Here is a 17,854-nt window from a genome sequence, read left to right on the forward strand (position 1 = left end):
CGGTCACACGTCGATGGCGGCGGGAAGGCCGCCGACCCCGCAGACATGAGCTTCCGCAGCGATGACCCGAATCCGCTGCGGAACGAGGTCTTCACCCGAGTCTTCGACGCTCACTGGGCGGCGGTACGGCACCACATCGAGGGCGTCGTCGGCGACGAGGAGGAAGTCACCGAGATCGTCTCCGAGGTGTTCCTGCATGCCTGGTCCCGGTTGAGGCCGGCTCGACCGCCCGGTCGGGTCTGGTTGCTCCGTGCTGCCGATCGGCGTCTGCGCTCTCGTTCCCGTCCGTCGTCGATGCCGAACGGCGCCGTCGACGCCGTGCACAGCGGAGTGTCCGGCGCCGACGAACAGCCGGGGCTGACGGCCCGCCTGGTAGTCATCCGAGCTTTGGGTGTCCTCACTCCGGTGCAACGGCGTATCATCATGCTCACGTACTGGGATGGACTCGCGGTGGGGGAGATCGCGGAATTGCTGCGCGCTTCTGAGTCCCGAGTGCGGAAGACTCTGGGCGTCGCGCAGGGTCATCTGCGTGATGAGCTGGGCCTGGAGGGGCTGATGACGGGTGATGACTGATAACGCCGTGCTCGAGCGGATGCTGATCGACGCCGATCCTGCACCGACGCCACGTGACGCGCCGCCCGACGCCCGTGCTCTCGCGACCCGGGACCGCATCCTCCGACGCGATGTCGCACCGAAGCGCCGTCGGGTGCGGACGCTCGGCTGGGCGGGCGGGATCACGGCCGTCGCCGCTTCCACCGCTCTGGTGATCGGGGTGCTCTCTCCGCAGGGCGCCGCCGTGGCGGGCACTCCCGCACCGCTCGAGTTCAGTGGGTCGAGCACTGTCGCTCAGATCGTCGACGACGCGGAGACGGCTCTTGCCGAGACACCGGGGCCGACGGTGCCGATGCGAACAGTCAGGACGGCCTCCTGGGGCTTCCAAGTCGATGTCGACGCGAAGACCACGAGTGTCGTGCCACAGCTCTCCACACTCGTGTGGGAACCGGACGGCTCCGGGCGGATGACCATCATCGCCGGAGTGCCGTACGATCCGTCTGACGCGGTGGCCAGCAATGCCGCCGAGGTTTCGAGCAGCGGGAAGGTCGTCACCGATCTGGTGATGGAGCCGGGGGATTTCGAGACCCCCTGGACGACGGTGCCCGGTGAGACGCGGGACGACATGGTGGCGATGCTCGAGGCGTTCGGCATGCCGGCAGATCCCACCGCGTACGACGTCGAGCTGGCGCTCACCTCTGTTCTGGACCAGTGGACGCTGACCGACGCGCAGCACGCGCAACTCCTGCTCCTGCTCGAGGAGGCCGGCGATGGCGAAGCACTGGGCAACACGACCGATCGCCTGGGGCGCGCCGTGACCGGTGTACGTGTCCAGTCCCCGGACGGCGCCGTGAGCGACCTGGTCCTCGTGTCGCGCGACACGGGGCGGATCGTGGGCGTCGAACGCACGGTCCTGAAAGCCGATGACGTGTTCCCCGCCGGCGCGATCATCTCGTATCAGATGTGGGATCTCGATGAGGAGACCGTTCGATGAAACGCACCACCGTTCTGGCCGCTGCTCTGCTCGGGCTCGTCATGACGCTGGGGGCGGCCCCCGCCATGGCCGCCGTCGACGACGACCGTGAGGTCGACCCCCTGGTGGCGGCGGTGCTCGATGAGGTGCCGGGCGGTGTCGTCATCGACGGGCGGCACGCGGTGTGGCCCAAGCTCGACATGGAGCTCACCGTGCCCGCAGCCTCGGGCTTGTCATCGTGGTCGGTCGGGAGCTGCACCACCGGCAGGATCTGCGCCTACAGCAACACTTCGCTCGGCGGAGCATCCCTGACGTTCGGCACGTGCGCGGTGCATACGATCCCGTCGAGCTTCGCGGTCAAGTCCGTCGCCAACGCCCGCGGCTCCGGCTCCGTCCAGGTGCGCAACGGGTCGACCGTCCTGAAGACCGTGGCCGCCGGGAGCTGGAGCAACGTCTCCGGCACGGTCACCAACCTCCGCTGCCTCCTCTGAACCGTGTCGCAGTCGATGTCATCCGAGGAACGGCCGCTGGCGCAGCACTGGGTGGCGACCGCGCCCGGTGGACCGGATTCGTGGGAGTTCGTCGAGGAGCGACTGGCGGCACCCGGGCACGGTGAGGTCACCATCCGAGTGCACGCGTCCGGCGTGAACCCCGCCGACGCGAAGCATGTCGCGTCCGGCCGGTCGGGCCTGGAGTTCCCCGTTCCGATCGGGTACGAGGTGTCCGGTGTGCTCAGCGCGGTCGGTCCGGACACTCGGATCGGCTCCGGTGCAGCGGTGATCGGCGACGAGGTGATCGCTTTCCGGGTGCGCGGCGGTTACGCGACAGCGGTCACGGTCCCCGCGGAGAAGGTCTTCGCGAAGCCGTCCACGCTCACGCATCCGGAGGCGGCGAACCTGCTTCTCGTCGGCACCACGGCCGCGGAGATGCTCGCGGTCACCGGGGCGGCGCCGGGGGAGACCGTCCTCCTCCACGGCGCCTCGGGCGCGGTCGGCGTGAGCGTCCTGCAGCAGGCTCGGCTCCGCGGCATCCGCGTCATCGGCACCGCGAGCACCGACCGGTTCGACGAGGTCCGGCGATTCGGGGGAGAGCCCGTCCGATACGGCCCGGGGCTCGCCGACCGGGTCCGTGAGGTCTCGGCCGGACCGGTGGCCGCAGCGCTCGATGCCGTCGGCACCGACGAGGCCGTCGACGTGTCACTCGAGCTGGTCTCGGATCGCCGTCGCATCGTCACCATCGCCGCCCTGGGGCGCGCCGAGGCCGAGGGGATCCAGGCGATCGCCGGCTCGATGCCCGCCAGTGCCCGGTTCCGCGATGAGGTGCGCAGCGAGCTGATCGCCCTCGCGCAGAACGGCGACCTCGTGGTGCCCGTCGCCCGGACCTTTCCGCTCGACGAGGCGCGTCAGGCCCATCGTGTGTTGGCGACCGGCCACCCTGGCGGGAAACTCGCCCTGATCCCCTAGATCAGTCGATCTCGCGCAGGGCGGAGGTCACGACCACCACCTCGTCGCCGTATTCGGCATCCACCGCATCCTGGAGAGTGCCGTCATCCCACACGACCTGCAGCCAGACGTAGCCTCGATCCGTCCCGACCGTGAGGGCATCGGTCCCGAGACGCGCGGAGATGTCGTCCTGCACCCGCGTCAACTCGTCTTCGTCCGTCGAGCCCTCGACGCCGCCGGTCGGATCTTCTGGAGCGACCGTGTCGTACAGCGCGAGCATGATCGGCGGGTCGGTCCGGGTGAGCCGCTCGCCGTCGTACGTGGCATACACGGCATACGCGCCCCAGGTCGCGTCCCCGCTGGTCTCGCTGCCGTCGACGCCGTCCCAGGTCCAGTCGTCCAGTGGCACCCCGCTGCACTGGGGCGGGTAGGACTCCATGATCGCCCCCATGCACAACGCCACGTCGCCTGCGTCGTCCAGCACGGTGCCCACCCCGATGACGCGCCCCTCCGGAGGCTCAGGATGTGCGTTCTCGAGGCGCTGGTCCGACGGGACGGTCGTGCTCGTCGGCGCCGCGGAACCGCCCGGTCCCGCGGCGCAGGCGGTCAAAGCGAGGAGTCCGACGGCCGATGCCACGGCGAGGATCAGGCGACGCTGCGATGTGCTCATATCGGGGAGTGTCACCGGCCGCGTGATCGTCTCACACGCGTCGAAACCGCCGGGCCATCCCTGCTAGCATGACCACATGCCTTTCGGCGGTCTGCTTCTTCTTAGCTGCCGCGACGAGTCCTAAAGCTAGGGCCTTCCTCGTCGCGGCGCTTGTGTTGGCCCGTTCATCTTGACGAAGAGAAGAAGCCCCATCATGCAGAACACTCAGCGCCCGTCCGCGATGCCGATCCACAAGTACCGGCCGTTCCACGAGCAGATCAACGTCCACCTGCCTGACCGTACCTGGCCTGATGCTCGGATCACCGAGGCGCCGCGGTGGTGCGCCGTCGACCTCCGAGACGGCAACCAGGCACTCATCGACCCGATGTCGCCCGAGCGCAAGCGCGTGATGTTCGAACTGCTCGTCAGCATGGGCTACAAGGAGATCGAGGTCGGCTTCCCGTCGGCGAGCCAGACGGACTTCGACTTCGTCCGCCAGCTCATCGAAGAGAACCTGATCCCCGACGACGTCACCATCCAGGTGCTGACCCAGGCACGCGAGCACCTGATCGAGCGCACCTACGAGTCGATCGCGGGCGCCAAGCAGGCCATCGTGCACCTGTACAACTCCACGAGCGTGCTGCAGCGCGAGGTCGTGTTCCGCACCGACAAGCAGGGCATCATCGACATCGCGCTCGAGGGTGCGCGCCTGTGCCGCAAGTTCGAGAAGACGATCCCGGACACGAAGGTCTACTACGAGTACTCGCCCGAGAGCTACACGGGCACAGAGCTCGAGTTCGCGGTCGACATCTGCAACCAGGTGATCGAGGTCTTCGAGCCGACTGCAGACCGCAAGGTGATCATCAACCTGCCCGCCACCGTCGAGATGGCCTCTCCCAACGTCTACGCCGACTCGATCGAGTGGATGAGCCGGAACCTCAACCACCGAGAGAACGTCATCCTGTCGCTGCACCCGCACAACGATCGCGGTACCGCGATCGCCGCCGCCGAGCTCGGCTACATGGCCGGAGCCGACCGCATCGAGGGCTGCCTGTTCGGCAACGGCGAGCGCACGGGCAACGTCGACATCGTGGCCCTGGGCATCAACCTGTTCACGCAGGGCATCGACCCGCAGATCGACTTCAGCGACATCGACCAGGTCAAGCGAACGGTCGAGTACTGCAACCAGCTGCCCGTGCCCGAGCGCAGCCCCTGGGCGGGCGACCTGGTCTTCACCGCGTTCAGCGGGTCGCACCAGGATGCGATCAAGAAGGGCTTCGAAGCGATGGAGGCCCGGGCGAGCGCCGAGGGCGTCACGGTCGACGAGATCGAGTGGGCGGTTCCGTACCTGCCGGTCGACCCGAAGGACCTGGGCCGCTCATACGAGGCGGTCATCCGGGTGAACTCGCAGTCCGGCAAGGGCGGCGTCGCGTACCTGCTGAAGTCGGATCACGCGATCGATCTGCCGCGCAAGCTCCAGATCGAATTCTCCGGCGTCGTGCAGGCCAAGACGGATGCCGAGGGCGGCGAGGTCACGTCCGACCAGATCTGGTCGATCTTCAACGACGAGTACCTGCCCGCCGACGACTCCGCGGCCAAGTGGGGACGGTTCGAGCTGCTCGCGACGCAGACTCGCAGCGACATGTCCGGTGACGTGGTGCTCGACGTGGTGCTGCGCGACGACGACGAGCAGGTCTCGGTGTCGGGCAACGGCAACGGCCCGGTGGCGGCGTTCGTCGAGGTGCTGCGCGGTCAGGGCTTCGACATCACCGTGTACGACTACGTGGAGCACGCCCTCAGCGCCGGAGGCGACGCACAGGCCGCGGCCTACGTCGAGCTGCAGGTCGGCGACCAGCGCCTGTGGGGCGTCGGCATCGACGGCGACATCTCGACGGCATCCCTCAAGGCGATCGTCTCGGGTGTCAACCGCTCGATCCGCACGCGGCAGCAGGAGCTCGCGGCGGTCTGACAGTCCGCGCAGGAACGCCCCCTCGGTGACGACCGAGGGGGCGTTCGTCATTCCCTGTTCAGACCCACTGGACGAGCTGCCAGATGATCCCGTTCGGATCGGCGAACTGGCAATAGCGCTCGCCCCACGGCTCGGTCTCCGGGGGAGTGATGACGCGCGCACCCGCCGCGTCGATGCGGGCGAACTCCGCATCGATGTCCTCCACGACGAACACGAGCAGGGTGCCCTGACCCGCGGAGCCGGCGATCTCCTGGGGTCGGAAGCTTCCCAGGCCGGTCTCCAGGAAGATGAGGTTGGGTGCGTCCGGGTGCTGCAGCGAGACGAATCCCTCGGCGGACATCGCCTCCTCGAATCCGAAGTGGGTTTTCGCGAACGCGGCTGATGCGGCGACGTCGTCGACGTTGAGAGAGATGGCGGTCTGAGTGATGTTCACGGTGTCTCCTGTCTAAACTACGTACAACGTACATGGTTAAGAGATCCCGTGAGAGGATTATTCCGACATGGCCAAGAATCTGGTGGATCTCCTCTGGCGGGACGAATCGTCGGCGGCCGCGGGCGGTCGTCGTGGACCTCGGGCCCGACGTTCGACGGCGGAGGTTATCTCGCGGGCGATCGAGCTCGCCGATCACGCCGATCTGGACGCCGTGACGATCCGCGCCCTCGCGCAGTCACTCCAGCTGCCGCCGATGTCGATCTACACGCACGTGAACAGCCGTGCGGACCTGCTCGTCCTGATGGTCGACGTGATGCACTCTCGGATGCGGGTTCGCTCGGTCGAGGAAGTCGGCTGGCCCGCGCGAGTGCGCGCGGTTGCCGAGGACAACCTCGCCCTGCTGCGAGGGCATCCCTGGGTGCTCGACATCGCGGACCAGCGTGCCGCGCTCGGGCCCGGCACGATCGCCAAGTACGACCGCGAGCTGCATGCGTTCGATGACACGGGGCTGGGCGACATCGAACGCGACGCGGCACTGTCCTTCCTCCTGGACTTCGTCCACGCCGCGGCGATGAGGATGCGGGAGAGCGCCGAGAAGGAGCAGTTCGGCGCATTTTGGGCGGAGGCGGGCCCGCGCCTCGCTACCTACCTGGGGGAGGACTACCCGCTCGCGCAATCGGTCGGTCAGGCCGCGGGCGAGTCCCTGGGGACGCCCTACGATGCCGCAGTCGCGTGGGAATTCGGTCTGGCGAGGGTGATCGACGGCCTCCGTGCGATCATCGGCGAGCACCCGGGATCCTGAGATCGAGGCTCAGATGTCGGCGCTGGGCTTGACGATCGCGATGGCGCCCGTCTCCGCGGCCACCTTGCGGCGGTAGATGCGGCGCTGCTCCGGCAGGGAGACGTCGAACGTGACGGCGAGGATGCGGATGACGGTCGTCACGGCGATGCCGGCGACGGCGGCGATCGTGATGGGCATCCCGAGCGCGACGGCGATGACGATGAACGTGCACCCGGCGCCGGCCGCGACGGCGTAGAGCGACCCGACGTGCATGATCGCGGTCGGCAGCCCCATGAGCATGTCGCGGAGCACGCTGCCGCCCACGGCCGCGCACACGCCGATGAACACGGCCGGCACCTCGGGGATGCCGAAGGCGAGAGCTTTGCTCGTCCCGAACGCACCGAACATCCCGATGACCACCGCGTCGAGCACCACGATCGCCGTGTTCAGGCGGGTGAACAGACCGGCGAGCAGCATGCCCAGGAGTGCCGCCCCGGCCGCCGTGACGAGATACCACTGGTTCTGCAGCGTCGCCGGCGTCTGCCCGAGCAGGATGTCGCGGATCAGACCGCCGCCCATCCCGATCATGATGCCGATGATCGCGACGCCGAGCCAGTCGAGGCGCCGCTGACCCTGGAACCCCGAAGCGAACATCGCGCCCTGGACCCCGCCGAGGCCGACGCCGAGCAGGTCCGCCCACAGCGGAATGGTGAAGAGCGGTTCGGTCACCCGTCCATTCTCCCGTACGGAGGATAATCGAGGGGTGCCCACCTACCGAGACGAAGCGGTGATCCTGCGCACTCACAAGCTCGGTGAGGCGGATCGCATCGTCACCATGCTCTCGCGCCGCCACGGCAAGGTGCGCGCGGTCGCTAAGGGCGTGCGCCGCACCTCGTCGAAGTTCGGTGCCAGGCTCGAGCCGTTCATGGTCGCCGACGTGCAGCTCTATCAGGGGCGCTCGCTCGACATCGTGCAGCAGGCGGAATCGCTCGGCTCCTACGGCACGGACATCGCGGCGCACTACGACCGGTTCACCGCGGCGAACGCGATGGTGGAGACAGCCGACCGTCTGAGCGATGCCGAGGCGACCCCCGATCAGTACCTGCTCCTCGTGGGCGGGCTGCGGGCACTGTCGCGCGGAGAGCACGTTGCGCGGAGCATCCTCGATTCGTACCTCCTGCGGGTCATGTCGCTTTCCGGGTGGGCGCCCTCGCTCGACGAGTGCGCGCGCTGCGGGACGCCGGGGCCGCACGCGCGGTTTGTCGCGCAGCTGGGTGGACTGGTGTGCACCAACTGCGCGCCGGCCGGCAGCCCCCGCGTCGCCGAGAAGACACTGGCCCTTCTCCGCGCCTTGATCTCGGGGGAGTGGGACGTCATCGATGCGTCCCCGCCCGCCGACACCGCGGCCGCGTCCGGACTCGTCTCCGCTTACGCCCAGTGGCACCTGGAGCGCGGCATCCGCTCGCTCGCCCATGTGTCGGACATCTCGTCGGAAGGACCACGATGAGCCCGAAGCCCTACACGCACAAAGACGCGGTGCCCTATCGTCCGCTGGACTGGACCGGAGTGCACCCGCCGGCGTTCCGGGCCGTGCCCGAGCACGTCGCGATCGTCATGGACGGCAACGGCCGCTGGGCCAACCGCCGAGGGCTCAACCGCATCGAAGGCCACAAGGCGGGCGAGGAGGTGCTCCTCGACGTCGTCGCCGGCGCCATCCAGGCCGGGGTGAAGCATCTGTCCGTGTACGCGTTCTCGACCGAGAACTGGGCGCGGTCCCCCGAGGAGGTGCGCTTCCTCATGGGCTACAACCGCGATGTGCTGCACCGCCGCCGCGACCAGCTCAACGAGTGGGGGGTGCGCATCCGCTGGGCGGGCCGCAAGCCCCGGCTCTGGGGCAGCGTCATCAAGGAGCTGCAGCACGCCGAACATCTCACCCGCGGCAACGACGTGCTCACCCTCACGATGTGCGTCAATTACGGCGGACGGGTCGAGCTCGTCGACGCGATGCGGGCGATCGCGGAAAATGTCGCTGCCGGGCGCGTGAAGCCCAAGGCCATCACCGAGAAGATGATCCGCCGGAACCTGTACGTGCCGGACATGCCCGACGTCGATCTCTTCCTCCGGAGCTCGGGGGAGCAGCGCACCTCGAACTTCCTGCTGTGGGAGTCGGCCTACGCCGAGATGGTTTTCCTCGACACGCTCTGGCCGGACTTCTCGCGGGAAGAGCTCTGGCGGGCGATCGGCGTCTACCTGTCGCGGGACCGTCGCTTCGGCGGCGCGATCGACACCCCTGACTCACCCGCCTGAGCCCGGAGCCACTGCTCGGTCTCGTTCGGAGTCCGGAGCCGGACGATCGTGAGCTGCGGGAAGCGCAGGGTGTAGTCCGGCATCCGCTCGGTCCAATGCCCCAGGGTCTTGGTCTGCCAGGCGAGGATGTTCTCGTCGGGATCGCTGCGGAACATCTGCCAGATCGGTTTCTCGACGTTGCCGTTCCACATCCGCGTGCGCAGGATGCTGCGGCGAAGCGTTCGACGCAGCAGGCGTGAGCGCACCACGCGGTACGGATAGTCCAGCCAGATCGCGAGGTCGGCGCGCGGCGTGAGGATCTCGTCGGTGCCCTTGCTCGTGTACTGCCACTCGGTGACCCAGCGGTCCTCGGCCGCGAAGGCGCGGACATCGTCGAGGAACTCGGGCCGCGGAGCCCAGTTCGGCCCGTGGAACAGGCCGTCGATCTCGATCTGGCGCAGTCCCCACACGCCGGCGACGCGGCGCGCGAGAGTGGTCTTGCCGGAGCCCGTGACACCGGCGATCAGGACCCGCTCGGGCCGGAAGGGAAGCGGGTCGGCGGCGGTGAGCATCCGAGAATCCTACCGATGTCGCCCCCGCTGCCTCGGAATAGCTCGGAGGCGCATGCGGTTGGATGAAAGTGTGACTGAACCCATCTCCATCGACATCTGGTCCGACATCGCCTGCCCCTGGTGCTACATCGGCAAGCGCAACCTCGAGAAGGGTCTCGAAGCGGTCGCTGCCGACGAGGACGCGCCGCAGGTCAACATCACCTTCCACTCGTTCGAGCTGTCGCCCGACACCCCGGTCGACTTCGACGGAGACGAGATCGACTTCCTCGCTGGCCACAAGGGCATGCCGCGGGAGCAGGTCGAGCAGATGCTGTCGAACGTGACCGGTGTCGCGGCGAACGCGGGGCTCGAGTACCGTTTCGACATCCTGCAGCACACCAACACCGTGAAGGCGCACGAGCTGCTGCACTTCGCGAAGGCCGAAGGGCTGCAGCACGAGATGGAGGAGCGGCTCATGTCCGCCTACTTCACCGAAGGCAAGCACGTCGGGCGTATCGACGACCTCGTAGCCCTCGCGGCCGAGGTGGGGCTCGACGCCGACCGCGCCCGCACCGCGCTCGAGAGCGAGCAGTACCTCCCGGCCGTGCGTCAGGATCAGGCGCAGGCACGGGCCTACGGCATCCAGGGAGTGCCCTTCTTCGTCGTCGACGGCCAGTACGGCATCAGCGGTGCACAGCCGCCCGCCGCGTTCGAGAACGTGATCCGCGACCTGTGGGCCAAGAGGGACGAACCCGTCGAAGCCTGAGAGCCACGGCACGCTCCACACACGACGCCGGGGACCCGAACGGGTCCCCGGCGTCGTGTGTGTGAGGGTCAGACCCGCTGCTGGCGCGGGGCGAGGGGCAGTGGCTCCATGGGCTGGTCGTTCGCCGTGAGGTCGATGCCGAGTTCGCGCGCGTAGACGACGCGGGTGGCGATCGTCACCTCGTCACCCGCCTCCTTGAGCTCGAACACCCGACCGCCGCGCATGCGGTTGCGCTCTGCGCCATCGAGACCGTATGCGCCGAAACCGGTGCCGGGGGCATAGCCGAGCATGACGCCGTAGTAGTCGCCCACGTAGTCATTGATGTGGTCGTGGCCGACGAACACGCCCTTCACGTCGCCGCGCTCGAGGATCGCGTTGAACATCCCCGAGTTGAACGGACCGGGGCACTCGTCTTCGTTGCGCTCACCGACGATGGCGTGCCGGGCCCTGCCGCGCGCGGCATCGGCCTCCGTGCGGGTGTCCACGCCGCCCCACCACATGAAGCGGTGCTCCCACAACGCGATGTGCAGGAACATCAGCCCCGGCACCTTGCGCCCGCGACGCTGTTCGAGACGCTGCGACTGCTCGCGGTACCAGGCCACCTGGTCCATCCGCAGCCAGTCCCAGGTCGGGTATCCGGCGAAGTCCTGGCCATCGATCGTGCCGGGGGCGTAGCGCCCCGAGTCCATCAGCCACAGCGCGAACGCCTCGCGGTTCTTCCGGGCGGCCGAGCCGATCGACACGATCGTGTTGCTCGTGCCCGTCACGCCCCGCGTGCTCTCGGCATTCACGTTGTACTCGTACGAGCGGTAGATCTTCAGCATCCCCGCCTCGTCCACGCCCGACTGCGGGAGCGAGTCCTCGTCGTGGTTGCCGTACGTGACCGCCCAGGGGATGCGCCGGGATTCCATCGGCGTGACGACGTTGTTGATCGCCTGTTTCACGGCGAGCCGGGTCTCGCAGCCACCGGTGATCACATCGCCGTTGATGACGACGAAATCGGGCTTCTCCTGATCGAGCACCTTCTCCATCAGTTCGACCGTGCGGCGGTCGGTGAGTTCATCGTCTTGCGTGTCGTTGAACTGCACCACCTTGAAGGTCCCGTCGGCGCGGAACCGCAGACCGCGGCCGGCTCCGGCGCCCGCCGGGGCGATGTCCGAGGCCGCGGCTGCGGAGGCGGTACCGAGGGGCAGGGCGGTTCCGAGAGCGCCGAGCGCTCCGGCGGTGAGGACGGTGCGCCGGCTGATCGGCAGGCGGTCGGGCATGCGTGGTCTCCTTCGTCTTCGGGCGATGTTCGCCGCGGTGAGACTAGGGAGGCCAGATGGCGTCGGGCTGACGAGGAGGTGAACGAGCCCCGTGTTCGCCCGCAGATCAGGGGAGCGCGCGGCTTACGCGGAGGTGAACCGCACCGACCCCGCGCTCGATCCGTCGTGACTTAGCGGGTCAGTGCTGCTTCGATCGCGCTGACGATCTCGGGAGCGTCCGGCTTCTGCTTCGGGCGGAAGCGCAGGACGTCGCCGTCGGGCAGCACGAGGAACTTCTCGAAGTTCCACTCGACCCGCCCGGCCTTGCCGCCCTGGTCCGGGGTCTCCTTGAGCGCCTTGTAGAGCTCCGAGGCGTTCTTGCCGTTCACCTTGACCTTGTCGTTGACCGGGAAGGTGACGCCGTAGGTCGTAGAGCAGAACTCGAGGATGTCGTCGACAGAACCCGGCTCCTGGCCGAAGAACTGGTTGCAGGGGAAGCCGACGACGGTGAAGCCGCGGTCGCCGTACAGGCGCTGCAGCTCCTCGAGCTGCTCGTACTGGGGGGTGAGGCCGCACTTGGACGCCACGTTGACCACCAGCACCACGTCGGCGCCGAGATCGTCGAGCGTCTTCTCCTCGCCCTTGGCATCGGTGAACGGGATCGAACGGAGCGCGGAATCGGTCATATTCACAGCTTAGGTCGCCGCATCCCTCCGGGCTCCGCGTCTGGGAGAATGGAGAGGACATGACTCTCGCCACCGCCCCCGCCCGCCCCCTTCGCATCGGCCCGATCGACCTCGACGTGCCGGTCGTCCTCGCACCCATGGCGGGTATCACCAACACCGCCTTCCGGCGCCTGTGCCGCGAGTACGGCGCCGGACTCTACGTGAGCGAGATGATCACCTCGCGCGCGCTGGTCGAGCGCAACGAGACGACCATGCGGCTGATCCGGCATCACGAGTCCGAGACGCCGCGGTCCATTCAGCTCTACGGTGTCGACCCGAAGACGATCGCCGAGGCCGTGCGCATCATCGTCGCGGAAGACCATGCCGACCACATCGATCTCAACTTCGGATGCCCGGTGCCGAAGGTCACCCGCCGCGGCGGGGGAGCAGCGCTGCCGTGGAAGTCGAAGCTGTTCGCCGACATCGTCGACCAGGCGGTCAAGGCGGCGGGTGACGTGCCGCTCACGGTGAAGATGCGCAAGGGAATCGACAAGGATCACCTGACGTTCCTCGACGCCGGGCGCGCGGCGGAGGATGCCGGTGCAGCCGCCGTGGCCCTGCACGCGCGCACCGCGGGCGAGTTCTACTCCGGGCACGCCGACTGGAACGCGATCGGCGAGCTGAAGCAGGCCGTCACGAGCATCCCCGTGCTGGGCAACGGCGACATCTGGTCCGCCGACGATGCCGTGCGCATGATGGCGCAGACCGACTGCGACGGTGTCGTGGTCGGCCGCGGCTGCCTCGGACGCCCGTGGCTGTTCGGTGAGCTCGCCACCGCCTTCGGCGGCGAGGGCAAGACGGTCGACGCCACGCTCGGGTTCGTTGCGAACGCCTTCCGTCGGCATGCCGAGCTGCTGGTCGAGTTCTTCGAAGACGAAGATCGCGGGTGCCGTGACATCCGCAAGCACGTCTCCTGGTATTTCAAGGGATACCCGGTCGGTGGTGACATCCGCACCGGGCTCGCCACCGCGTCCAGCCTCGCGGAGATCGACGACTTCCTCGGGCGACTCGATCACACCGCTCCGTATCCCGGTGCGGATGCCGAGGGGCAGCGCGGACGCTCCGGGCACCCGAAGCGGACGGCACTGCCGGACAAGTGGCTGGAGTCGCGGGAGCTCGCCTCGTCGGCATCGGAGATGATGCGTGGAGCGGAGATCGAGAACAGTGGCGGTTGATCCCCAGGTCGGCCTGCGCGCCGACGGTTACGACGCGCGTGACGCCGAGCGCTTCTTCGCGGAGACCCATCGATCCGAGCGCAATGACTTCGCGCGCGATCGCGCACGCGTGCTGCATTCCGCAGCTCTGCGTCGGCTCGCCGCGAAGACACAGGTGCTGAGCCCGGCCAGCACGGCCGACTTCGCCCGCAACCGCCTGACACACTCGCTCGAGGTGGCGCAGGTCGGGCGGGAGCTCGCGGTCGCCCTCGGCGTCTCAGCCGATGTGGTCGACACCGCCTGCCTGAGCCACGACCTGGGCCACCCGCCGTTCGGACACAACGGCGAGCGGGCGCTCAACGAATGGGCGGAGCCGATCGGCGGCTTCGAGGGCAATGCTCAGTCGCTGCGCATCCTCTCGCGGCTCGAGGCCAAGGTGCTCGACGACGATGACCGCTCCGTCGGACTGAACCTGACGCGCGCCAGCCTCGACGCGACGTGCAAGTACCCGTGGACGGTCGACAGTCCGGTGCCGGATCCCGGTGGGCGGCTCAAGTTCGGCGTGTACCCCGAGGACGAGGCTGTGTTCCGGTGGATGCGCGAGGGAGCCCCCGGACGCCTGCGGTGCATCGAGGCCGAGATCATGGATCTCTCCGACGACATCGCATACTCGGTGCACGACTTCGAGGACGCGATCGTCAACGGATACGTCGACGTCGCGCAGCTGGCCGATCCTCGTGCGCACGATGCGCTGCTCGGACGCATCCAGCAGTGGGTGGGATACGACTTCACTCGCGACGAGCTGGCGGATGCGCTGTACCGCCTCTCGTCCCAGCCGATGTGGCTCGCGTCGTTCGACCGCTCACGGCAGGCGCTCGCCCGGCTCAAGAACCTGACGAGCGATCTGATCGGCCGCTTCGCCAAAGCCGCGGTCGCCGCCACCAAAGAGGCGTACGGAAGCACGGCTCTGGTTCGCTACAACGCCCATGTCGTCGTCCCGCGGGTGATCGAGGTCGAGATCGCCGTGCTCAAGGGCATCATGGGTCAGGCCATCGTCACGATCGAGGCCCGCAAGGGGGTCTACAAGGAGCAGCGTCGCGTTCTGACGCGACTCGCCGAGGCGCTCTGGTCGACTGACGCCCTGTGGTCCGCCGGATCCGACGTGCTCGAGCCGGCGTTCGCTGCGGACTTCATCGCGGCGGAGAACGACGCCGAGCGCGCCAGGGTCGTCGTGGATCAGATCGCGAGCCTCACCGACCAGAGTGCGATCGACTGGCACAACCGGCTCGTGGGAGAGATCGATCCGGCCGAGGTGGGCATCTGGACTCCTCGTCACGCCCGACCCGGGGCTCGGGCGCACGCCGAGAGGCGGCCCATCGCCGAAGGGGCGCGCTGATGCCGCGGATCCGGCAGGCCGACGTCGACGAGGTCAAGGCGCGCACGAACATCGCCGACATCGTCGGTGAGCGTGTCGCGCTGAAGTCGGCGGGCGTGGGTTCACTCAAGGGACTGTGCCCCTTCCACGACGAGAAGAGCCCGAGCTTCCATGTGCGCCAGCAGGTGGGCTACTACCACTGCTTCGGCTGCGGCGAGTCGGGCGACGTCTACTCGTTCCTGCGCGAGATGGACCACGTCAGCTTCACCGAGGCGGTCGAGCGTCTCGCCGGCCGCATCGGGTACACGCTGCACTATGAGGACGGGGGAGCGGCACCGGAGACGAGCGGCCGCAGCCGTCTCTACGCGGCGAACACCGCGGCCGCGGAGTTCTTCCGCGCACAGTTGCTCACGCCGGATGCCGAGGCCGGCCGCCGCTTCCTCGGGGAGCGCGGCTTCGACGCCGGAGCCGCGGCGCATTTCGGCGTCGGCTTCGCGCCGCGCGGCTGGGACGGCATGCTCAAGGCACTCACCGCACAGGGCTTCACGCGCGAAGAGCTCAGCAACGCCGGACTGGTCTCCACCGGGCAGCGCGGCGTCTACGACCGGTTCCGCGGGCGCCTGGTGTGGCCGATCCGCGACGTCTCGGGTCAGACGATCGGCTTCGGCGCGCGCAAGCTCTTCGACGACGACAACGGCCCGAAGTACCTGAACACCCCGGAGACCCCGATCTACAAGAAGGCGCAGGTCCTCTACGGACTGGACCTCGCCAAGCGCGACATCGCGCGCGGAGACCCCCGCCGTGTCGTCGTGGTCGAGGGGTACACCGATGTGATGGCCTGTCACCTCGCCGGTCTCACCACGGCCATCGCGACGTGTGGCACGGCCTTCGGTACCGACCACATCAAAGTGCTGCGTCGAGTCATGGGGGATGACAACGCCTCGGGCGAGGTCGTCTTCACCTTCGACGGCGATGAGGCCGGCCAGAAGGCCGCACTGCGAGCCTTCACGGAAGACGATCGGTTCAACGCGCAGACCTTCGTGGCGGTCGCGCCCGACGGCCTCGACCCGTGCGATCTGCGTCTCCAGCGCGGTGACGCCGCCGTTCGCGGGCTGATGGACACCAAGCAGCCGATGTTCGAGTTCGCGATCGACCGCAAGCTGGGCGGTTTCGATCTCTCCACCGTCGAGGGGCGCGTGGGCGCTCTGAGGGCTGCGGCGCCGATCGTGGCCGAGATCCGCGACCAGCTCCTTCGCCCGGGTTACGAGCGTGTCCTGGCACGGCGACTCGGGATGGATCCCACCGAGGTGCGTAGCGAGGTCGAGCGCGCGGCGCGTGGCGGTTCCACGCCGCAGCACTCGCGTCGCGAGGCTCCGCAAGTCGATCCCGCGACCGGGGCATCGGTCGTGGCGCCGGTCACTCTCGCCAGTCTTCCGCGCAGCCCCGATGTCGCGGTCGAACGGGACGCGCTGATGGGTGCCCTGCAGTACGGGCATCAGGTCGATCAGGCCCTCCTGAATCGGGCGCTGGGCATGCCGTTCCGCACCCCGGGTCTCGACGCCGTGCGCGAAGCCGTGGCGGCGGCGCCCGACCGCACCAGGGCCGGCTGGGTGACGGAGGCCGTCAACAGCGTCCGCGAGCCCTACCGCTCGCTGGCGGGTGAGCTGCTGATGACGCCTTTCCCCGCGCGGGACGAGGAGCGCGCCGTCGCCACCGTGGCCGACCTCGCCCGACGACTCGTCCTGCGCCAGCTCGAGCGCGACAAGCAGGAGCTTCTCGGCGCCGTGCAGCGGGTGCCGGCGGATTCCGATGGGGGCCGTGCGTTGCGGATGCGCCTTCGCGACATCGATGCCGAGCGTCAGCGCTTCGCCGAGTCGTAACCCCGCCCTGCACCGCGAAGAAGGCAGGATGGACACATGTCCCGCAGGCCAGAATCCACGAACGCGATCGATTGCTCGGATCTCGTGATCGACCGGATCGGCCACGGGATGCCGACCCGCGCCGTTGACGGCGTCACCTTCTCTCTCGCTCCCGGGGGACTGATCTGCGTCGCCGGCCCCACGGGTTCCGGAAAATCCACTCTGGTCGCCGCTCTCGCCGGTTCCACCGACCCTTCGGTGAAGGTCGTCGGGGGGAGCGCGCAGGTGTGCGGCGTCGACGTGCGCCGGCCGGGACGCAAGCACAGAATCCTCACCTACCGCACCGGCTTCGTGCCGCAGGGGGCGGGTGCCGACCTGCCGCCGCGGCTGACCGTCAACGAGGTCATCGCCGAGCCGATCCTCGTCCGCGAGCGCAAGGTCAACACCAAGGCGCTCTCGATCCGCGTGGCGACGCTCCTGGACGAGTTGCACCTTCCGCTCGGCACTGCGGCCAAGTTCCCGTACGAGCTCAGCGCCGGCATGCGCCAGCGTGTCGCGATCGCGCGCTCGTTCGTCCTGGAGCCGAAGGTGCTGATCGCCGACGAGATCCTCGCGAACCTCGACCTCGAAGTGCGACCGGTGGTCTTCGACGCCATCACCCGACGCCGCAAGGAGCAGGGGATGGCAGCCCTGCTCGTCACCAACGATGCGGACTTCATCCGCGAGCTCAACGCCGAAACGCTCATGCTGCGCGCCGGTCACGTGGTCGCCCGGGGCGTCGGACGGGACCTGCTCTGGGTCCCGAATGCGGAGTCGGATTCTCGCCGCTGAGCACGACACGCCCGGCATCCGCGAAGGGTGCCCCGGTGTCATGAAGTCGGTCCGGAGTTTGCTAAGCTTGTCGAGTTGCCCGCTGAGCGGGCACATTCCTCGGTAGCTCAATTGGCAGAGCAGCCGGCTGTTAACCGGCAGGTTCTTGGTTCGAGTCCAAGCCGGGGAGCCAACGAGAAAAGCCCCCTCCACGGAGGGGGCTTTTCTCGTTCAGGCGCGGGATCGAGCGGTTGAAATGGAGAGAAGAGCCCTTTCGGTAGAAGG

Annotated in this window: 19 protein-coding genes and 1 tRNA gene; 14 read left to right on the plus strand and 6 right to left on the minus strand. The window is 68.3% G+C overall.

Annotation, left to right across the window (positions count from 1 at the left end; genetic code table 11):
• The first annotated feature begins 45 nt into the window (after positions 1-45).
• From ACIOTO_RS14670 to ACIOTO_RS14685, 4 genes are read left to right on the plus strand one after another with little or no spacing between them, the layout of a single operon-like run.
• Positions 46-573: an RNA polymerase sigma factor gene (locus ACIOTO_RS14670; protein WP_400858412.1), complete on the plus strand. Its 528-nt coding sequence runs from the start codon at positions 46-48 to the stop codon at positions 571-573.
• Positions 566-1,546 (plus strand): hypothetical protein, encoded by a 981-nt coding sequence (locus tag ACIOTO_RS14675; RefSeq protein WP_400858413.1) that lies wholly within the window; start codon positions 566-568, stop codon positions 1,544-1,546. The genes ACIOTO_RS14670 and ACIOTO_RS14675 overlap by 8 nt, the downstream gene beginning before the upstream one ends.
• On the plus strand, positions 1,543-2,016 hold the full coding sequence (locus tag ACIOTO_RS14680) for a hypothetical protein (RefSeq protein ID WP_105710098.1): 474 nt from the start codon (positions 1,543-1,545) through the stop codon (positions 2,014-2,016). The genes ACIOTO_RS14675 and ACIOTO_RS14680 overlap by 4 nt, the downstream gene beginning before the upstream one ends.
• Before the next feature lie 15 nt (positions 2,017-2,031).
• Complete coding sequence (locus tag ACIOTO_RS14685) at positions 2,032-2,988, plus strand: zinc-binding alcohol dehydrogenase family protein (RefSeq protein WP_400858414.1); 957 nt, start codon at positions 2,032-2,034, stop codon at positions 2,986-2,988.
• 1 nt (position 2,989) lies between these two features.
• Here the strand turns inward: ACIOTO_RS14685 and ACIOTO_RS14690 are convergent, their stop codons facing one another.
• Complete coding sequence (locus tag ACIOTO_RS14690) at positions 2,990-3,637, minus strand: hypothetical protein (protein ID WP_400858415.1); 648 nt, start codon at positions 3,635-3,637, stop codon at positions 2,990-2,992.
• A 193-nt stretch (positions 3,638-3,830) separates the two neighbouring features.
• On the opposite strand from ACIOTO_RS14690, the gene leuA reads away from it, so the two are divergent.
• Positions 3,831-5,585, plus strand: a complete 1,755-nt coding sequence (gene leuA, locus ACIOTO_RS14695) for a 2-isopropylmalate synthase (protein ID WP_029261725.1) — start codon at positions 3,831-3,833, stop codon at positions 5,583-5,585.
• 58 nt (positions 5,586-5,643) lie between these two features.
• On the opposite strand, the gene ACIOTO_RS14700 is transcribed toward leuA, so the two are convergent.
• Positions 5,644-6,018, minus strand: a complete 375-nt coding sequence (locus ACIOTO_RS14700; RefSeq protein WP_167634775.1) for a VOC family protein — start codon at positions 6,016-6,018, stop codon at positions 5,644-5,646.
• A 67-nt stretch (positions 6,019-6,085) separates the two neighbouring features.
• On the opposite strand from ACIOTO_RS14700, the gene ACIOTO_RS14705 reads away from it, so the two are divergent.
• Positions 6,086-6,820: a TetR/AcrR family transcriptional regulator C-terminal domain-containing protein gene (locus ACIOTO_RS14705; RefSeq protein ID WP_372466641.1), complete on the plus strand. Its 735-nt coding sequence runs from the start codon at positions 6,086-6,088 to the stop codon at positions 6,818-6,820.
• A 9-nt stretch (positions 6,821-6,829) separates the two neighbouring features.
• On the opposite strand, the gene ACIOTO_RS14710 is transcribed toward ACIOTO_RS14705, so the two are convergent.
• A complete protein-coding gene (locus ACIOTO_RS14710; protein ID WP_105710095.1) occupies positions 6,830-7,528 on the minus strand; it encodes a trimeric intracellular cation channel family protein in 699 nt (232 codons plus the stop codon).
• Positions 7,529-7,562: 34 nt separating this feature from the next.
• Between ACIOTO_RS14710 and recO the strand changes: the two genes are divergently transcribed.
• Together recO and ACIOTO_RS14720 are read left to right on the plus strand one after the other, a co-directional pair.
• Positions 7,563-8,306 (plus strand): DNA repair protein RecO, encoded by a 744-nt coding sequence (gene recO, locus ACIOTO_RS14715; protein WP_262001066.1) that lies wholly within the window; start codon positions 7,563-7,565, stop codon positions 8,304-8,306.
• Positions 8,303-9,106, plus strand: coding sequence for an isoprenyl transferase (locus ACIOTO_RS14720; RefSeq protein WP_400858416.1), 804 nt, complete (start codon positions 8,303-8,305; stop codon positions 9,104-9,106). Before recO ends, ACIOTO_RS14720 begins: the two co-directional genes overlap by 4 nt.
• Here ACIOTO_RS14720 and ACIOTO_RS14725 read toward each other — a convergent pair.
• Positions 9,046-9,657 carry an AAA family ATPase gene (locus tag ACIOTO_RS14725; RefSeq protein WP_400858418.1) on the minus strand — a complete coding sequence of 204 codons (612 nt, stop codon included), beginning with the start codon at positions 9,655-9,657 and terminating at the stop codon, positions 9,046-9,048. The two genes, ACIOTO_RS14720 and ACIOTO_RS14725, sit on opposite strands and share 61 nt — an antisense overlap.
• A 70-nt stretch (positions 9,658-9,727) precedes the next feature.
• Between ACIOTO_RS14725 and ACIOTO_RS14730 the strand changes: the two genes are divergently transcribed.
• The gene (locus ACIOTO_RS14730; RefSeq protein ID WP_029261732.1) at positions 9,728-10,402 is read left to right on the plus strand and encodes a DsbA family protein; all 675 of its coding nucleotides are present in this window, start codon (positions 9,728-9,730) and stop codon (positions 10,400-10,402) included.
• Positions 10,403-10,470: 68 nt separating this feature from the next.
• Here ACIOTO_RS14730 and ACIOTO_RS14735 read toward each other — a convergent pair whose 3' ends face one another.
• Together ACIOTO_RS14735 and ACIOTO_RS14740 are read right to left on the minus strand one after the other, a co-directional pair.
• A complete protein-coding gene (locus tag ACIOTO_RS14735; protein ID WP_036303294.1) occupies positions 10,471-11,667 on the minus strand; it encodes a metallophosphoesterase family protein in 1,197 nt (398 codons plus the stop codon).
• A gap of 170 nt (positions 11,668-11,837) precedes the next feature.
• Positions 11,838-12,332, minus strand: a complete 495-nt coding sequence (locus tag ACIOTO_RS14740) for a glutathione peroxidase (RefSeq protein WP_400858419.1) — start codon at positions 12,330-12,332, stop codon at positions 11,838-11,840.
• A 59-nt stretch (positions 12,333-12,391) separates the two neighbouring features.
• Between ACIOTO_RS14740 and dusB the strand changes: the two genes are divergently transcribed.
• The 5 genes from dusB (at position 12,392) to ACIOTO_RS14765 (ending at position 17,762) form a co-directional block, all read left to right on the plus strand.
• The gene (gene dusB, locus ACIOTO_RS14745; protein WP_029261735.1) at positions 12,392-13,546 is read left to right on the plus strand and encodes a tRNA dihydrouridine synthase DusB; all 1,155 of its coding nucleotides are present in this window, start codon (positions 12,392-12,394) and stop codon (positions 13,544-13,546) included.
• Positions 13,536-14,921: a deoxyguanosinetriphosphate triphosphohydrolase gene (locus ACIOTO_RS14750; RefSeq protein WP_029261736.1), complete on the plus strand. Its 1,386-nt coding sequence runs from the start codon at positions 13,536-13,538 to the stop codon at positions 14,919-14,921. The genes dusB and ACIOTO_RS14750 overlap by 11 nt, the downstream gene beginning before the upstream one ends.
• Positions 14,921-16,780, plus strand: a complete 1,860-nt coding sequence (gene dnaG / locus ACIOTO_RS14755; RefSeq protein WP_105710091.1) for a DNA primase — start codon at positions 14,921-14,923, stop codon at positions 16,778-16,780. The genes ACIOTO_RS14750 and dnaG overlap by 1 nt, the downstream gene beginning before the upstream one ends.
• A 36-nt stretch (positions 16,781-16,816) precedes the next feature.
• Entirely contained in the window at positions 16,817-17,590 is a 774-nt protein-coding gene (locus ACIOTO_RS14760; RefSeq protein WP_029261738.1) for an ATP-binding cassette domain-containing protein, read from the plus strand.
• Between the two features lie 96 nt (positions 17,591-17,686).
• Positions 17,687-17,762 (plus strand) — tRNA-Asn (locus ACIOTO_RS14765).
• The last annotated feature ends 92 nt before the right edge of the window (positions 17,763-17,854 follow it).

This window comes from Microbacterium sp. NPDC087592, assembly GCF_044743585.1.
In the GTDB taxonomy this organism is placed as follows: domain Bacteria; phylum Actinomycetota; class Actinomycetes; order Actinomycetales; family Microbacteriaceae; genus Microbacterium.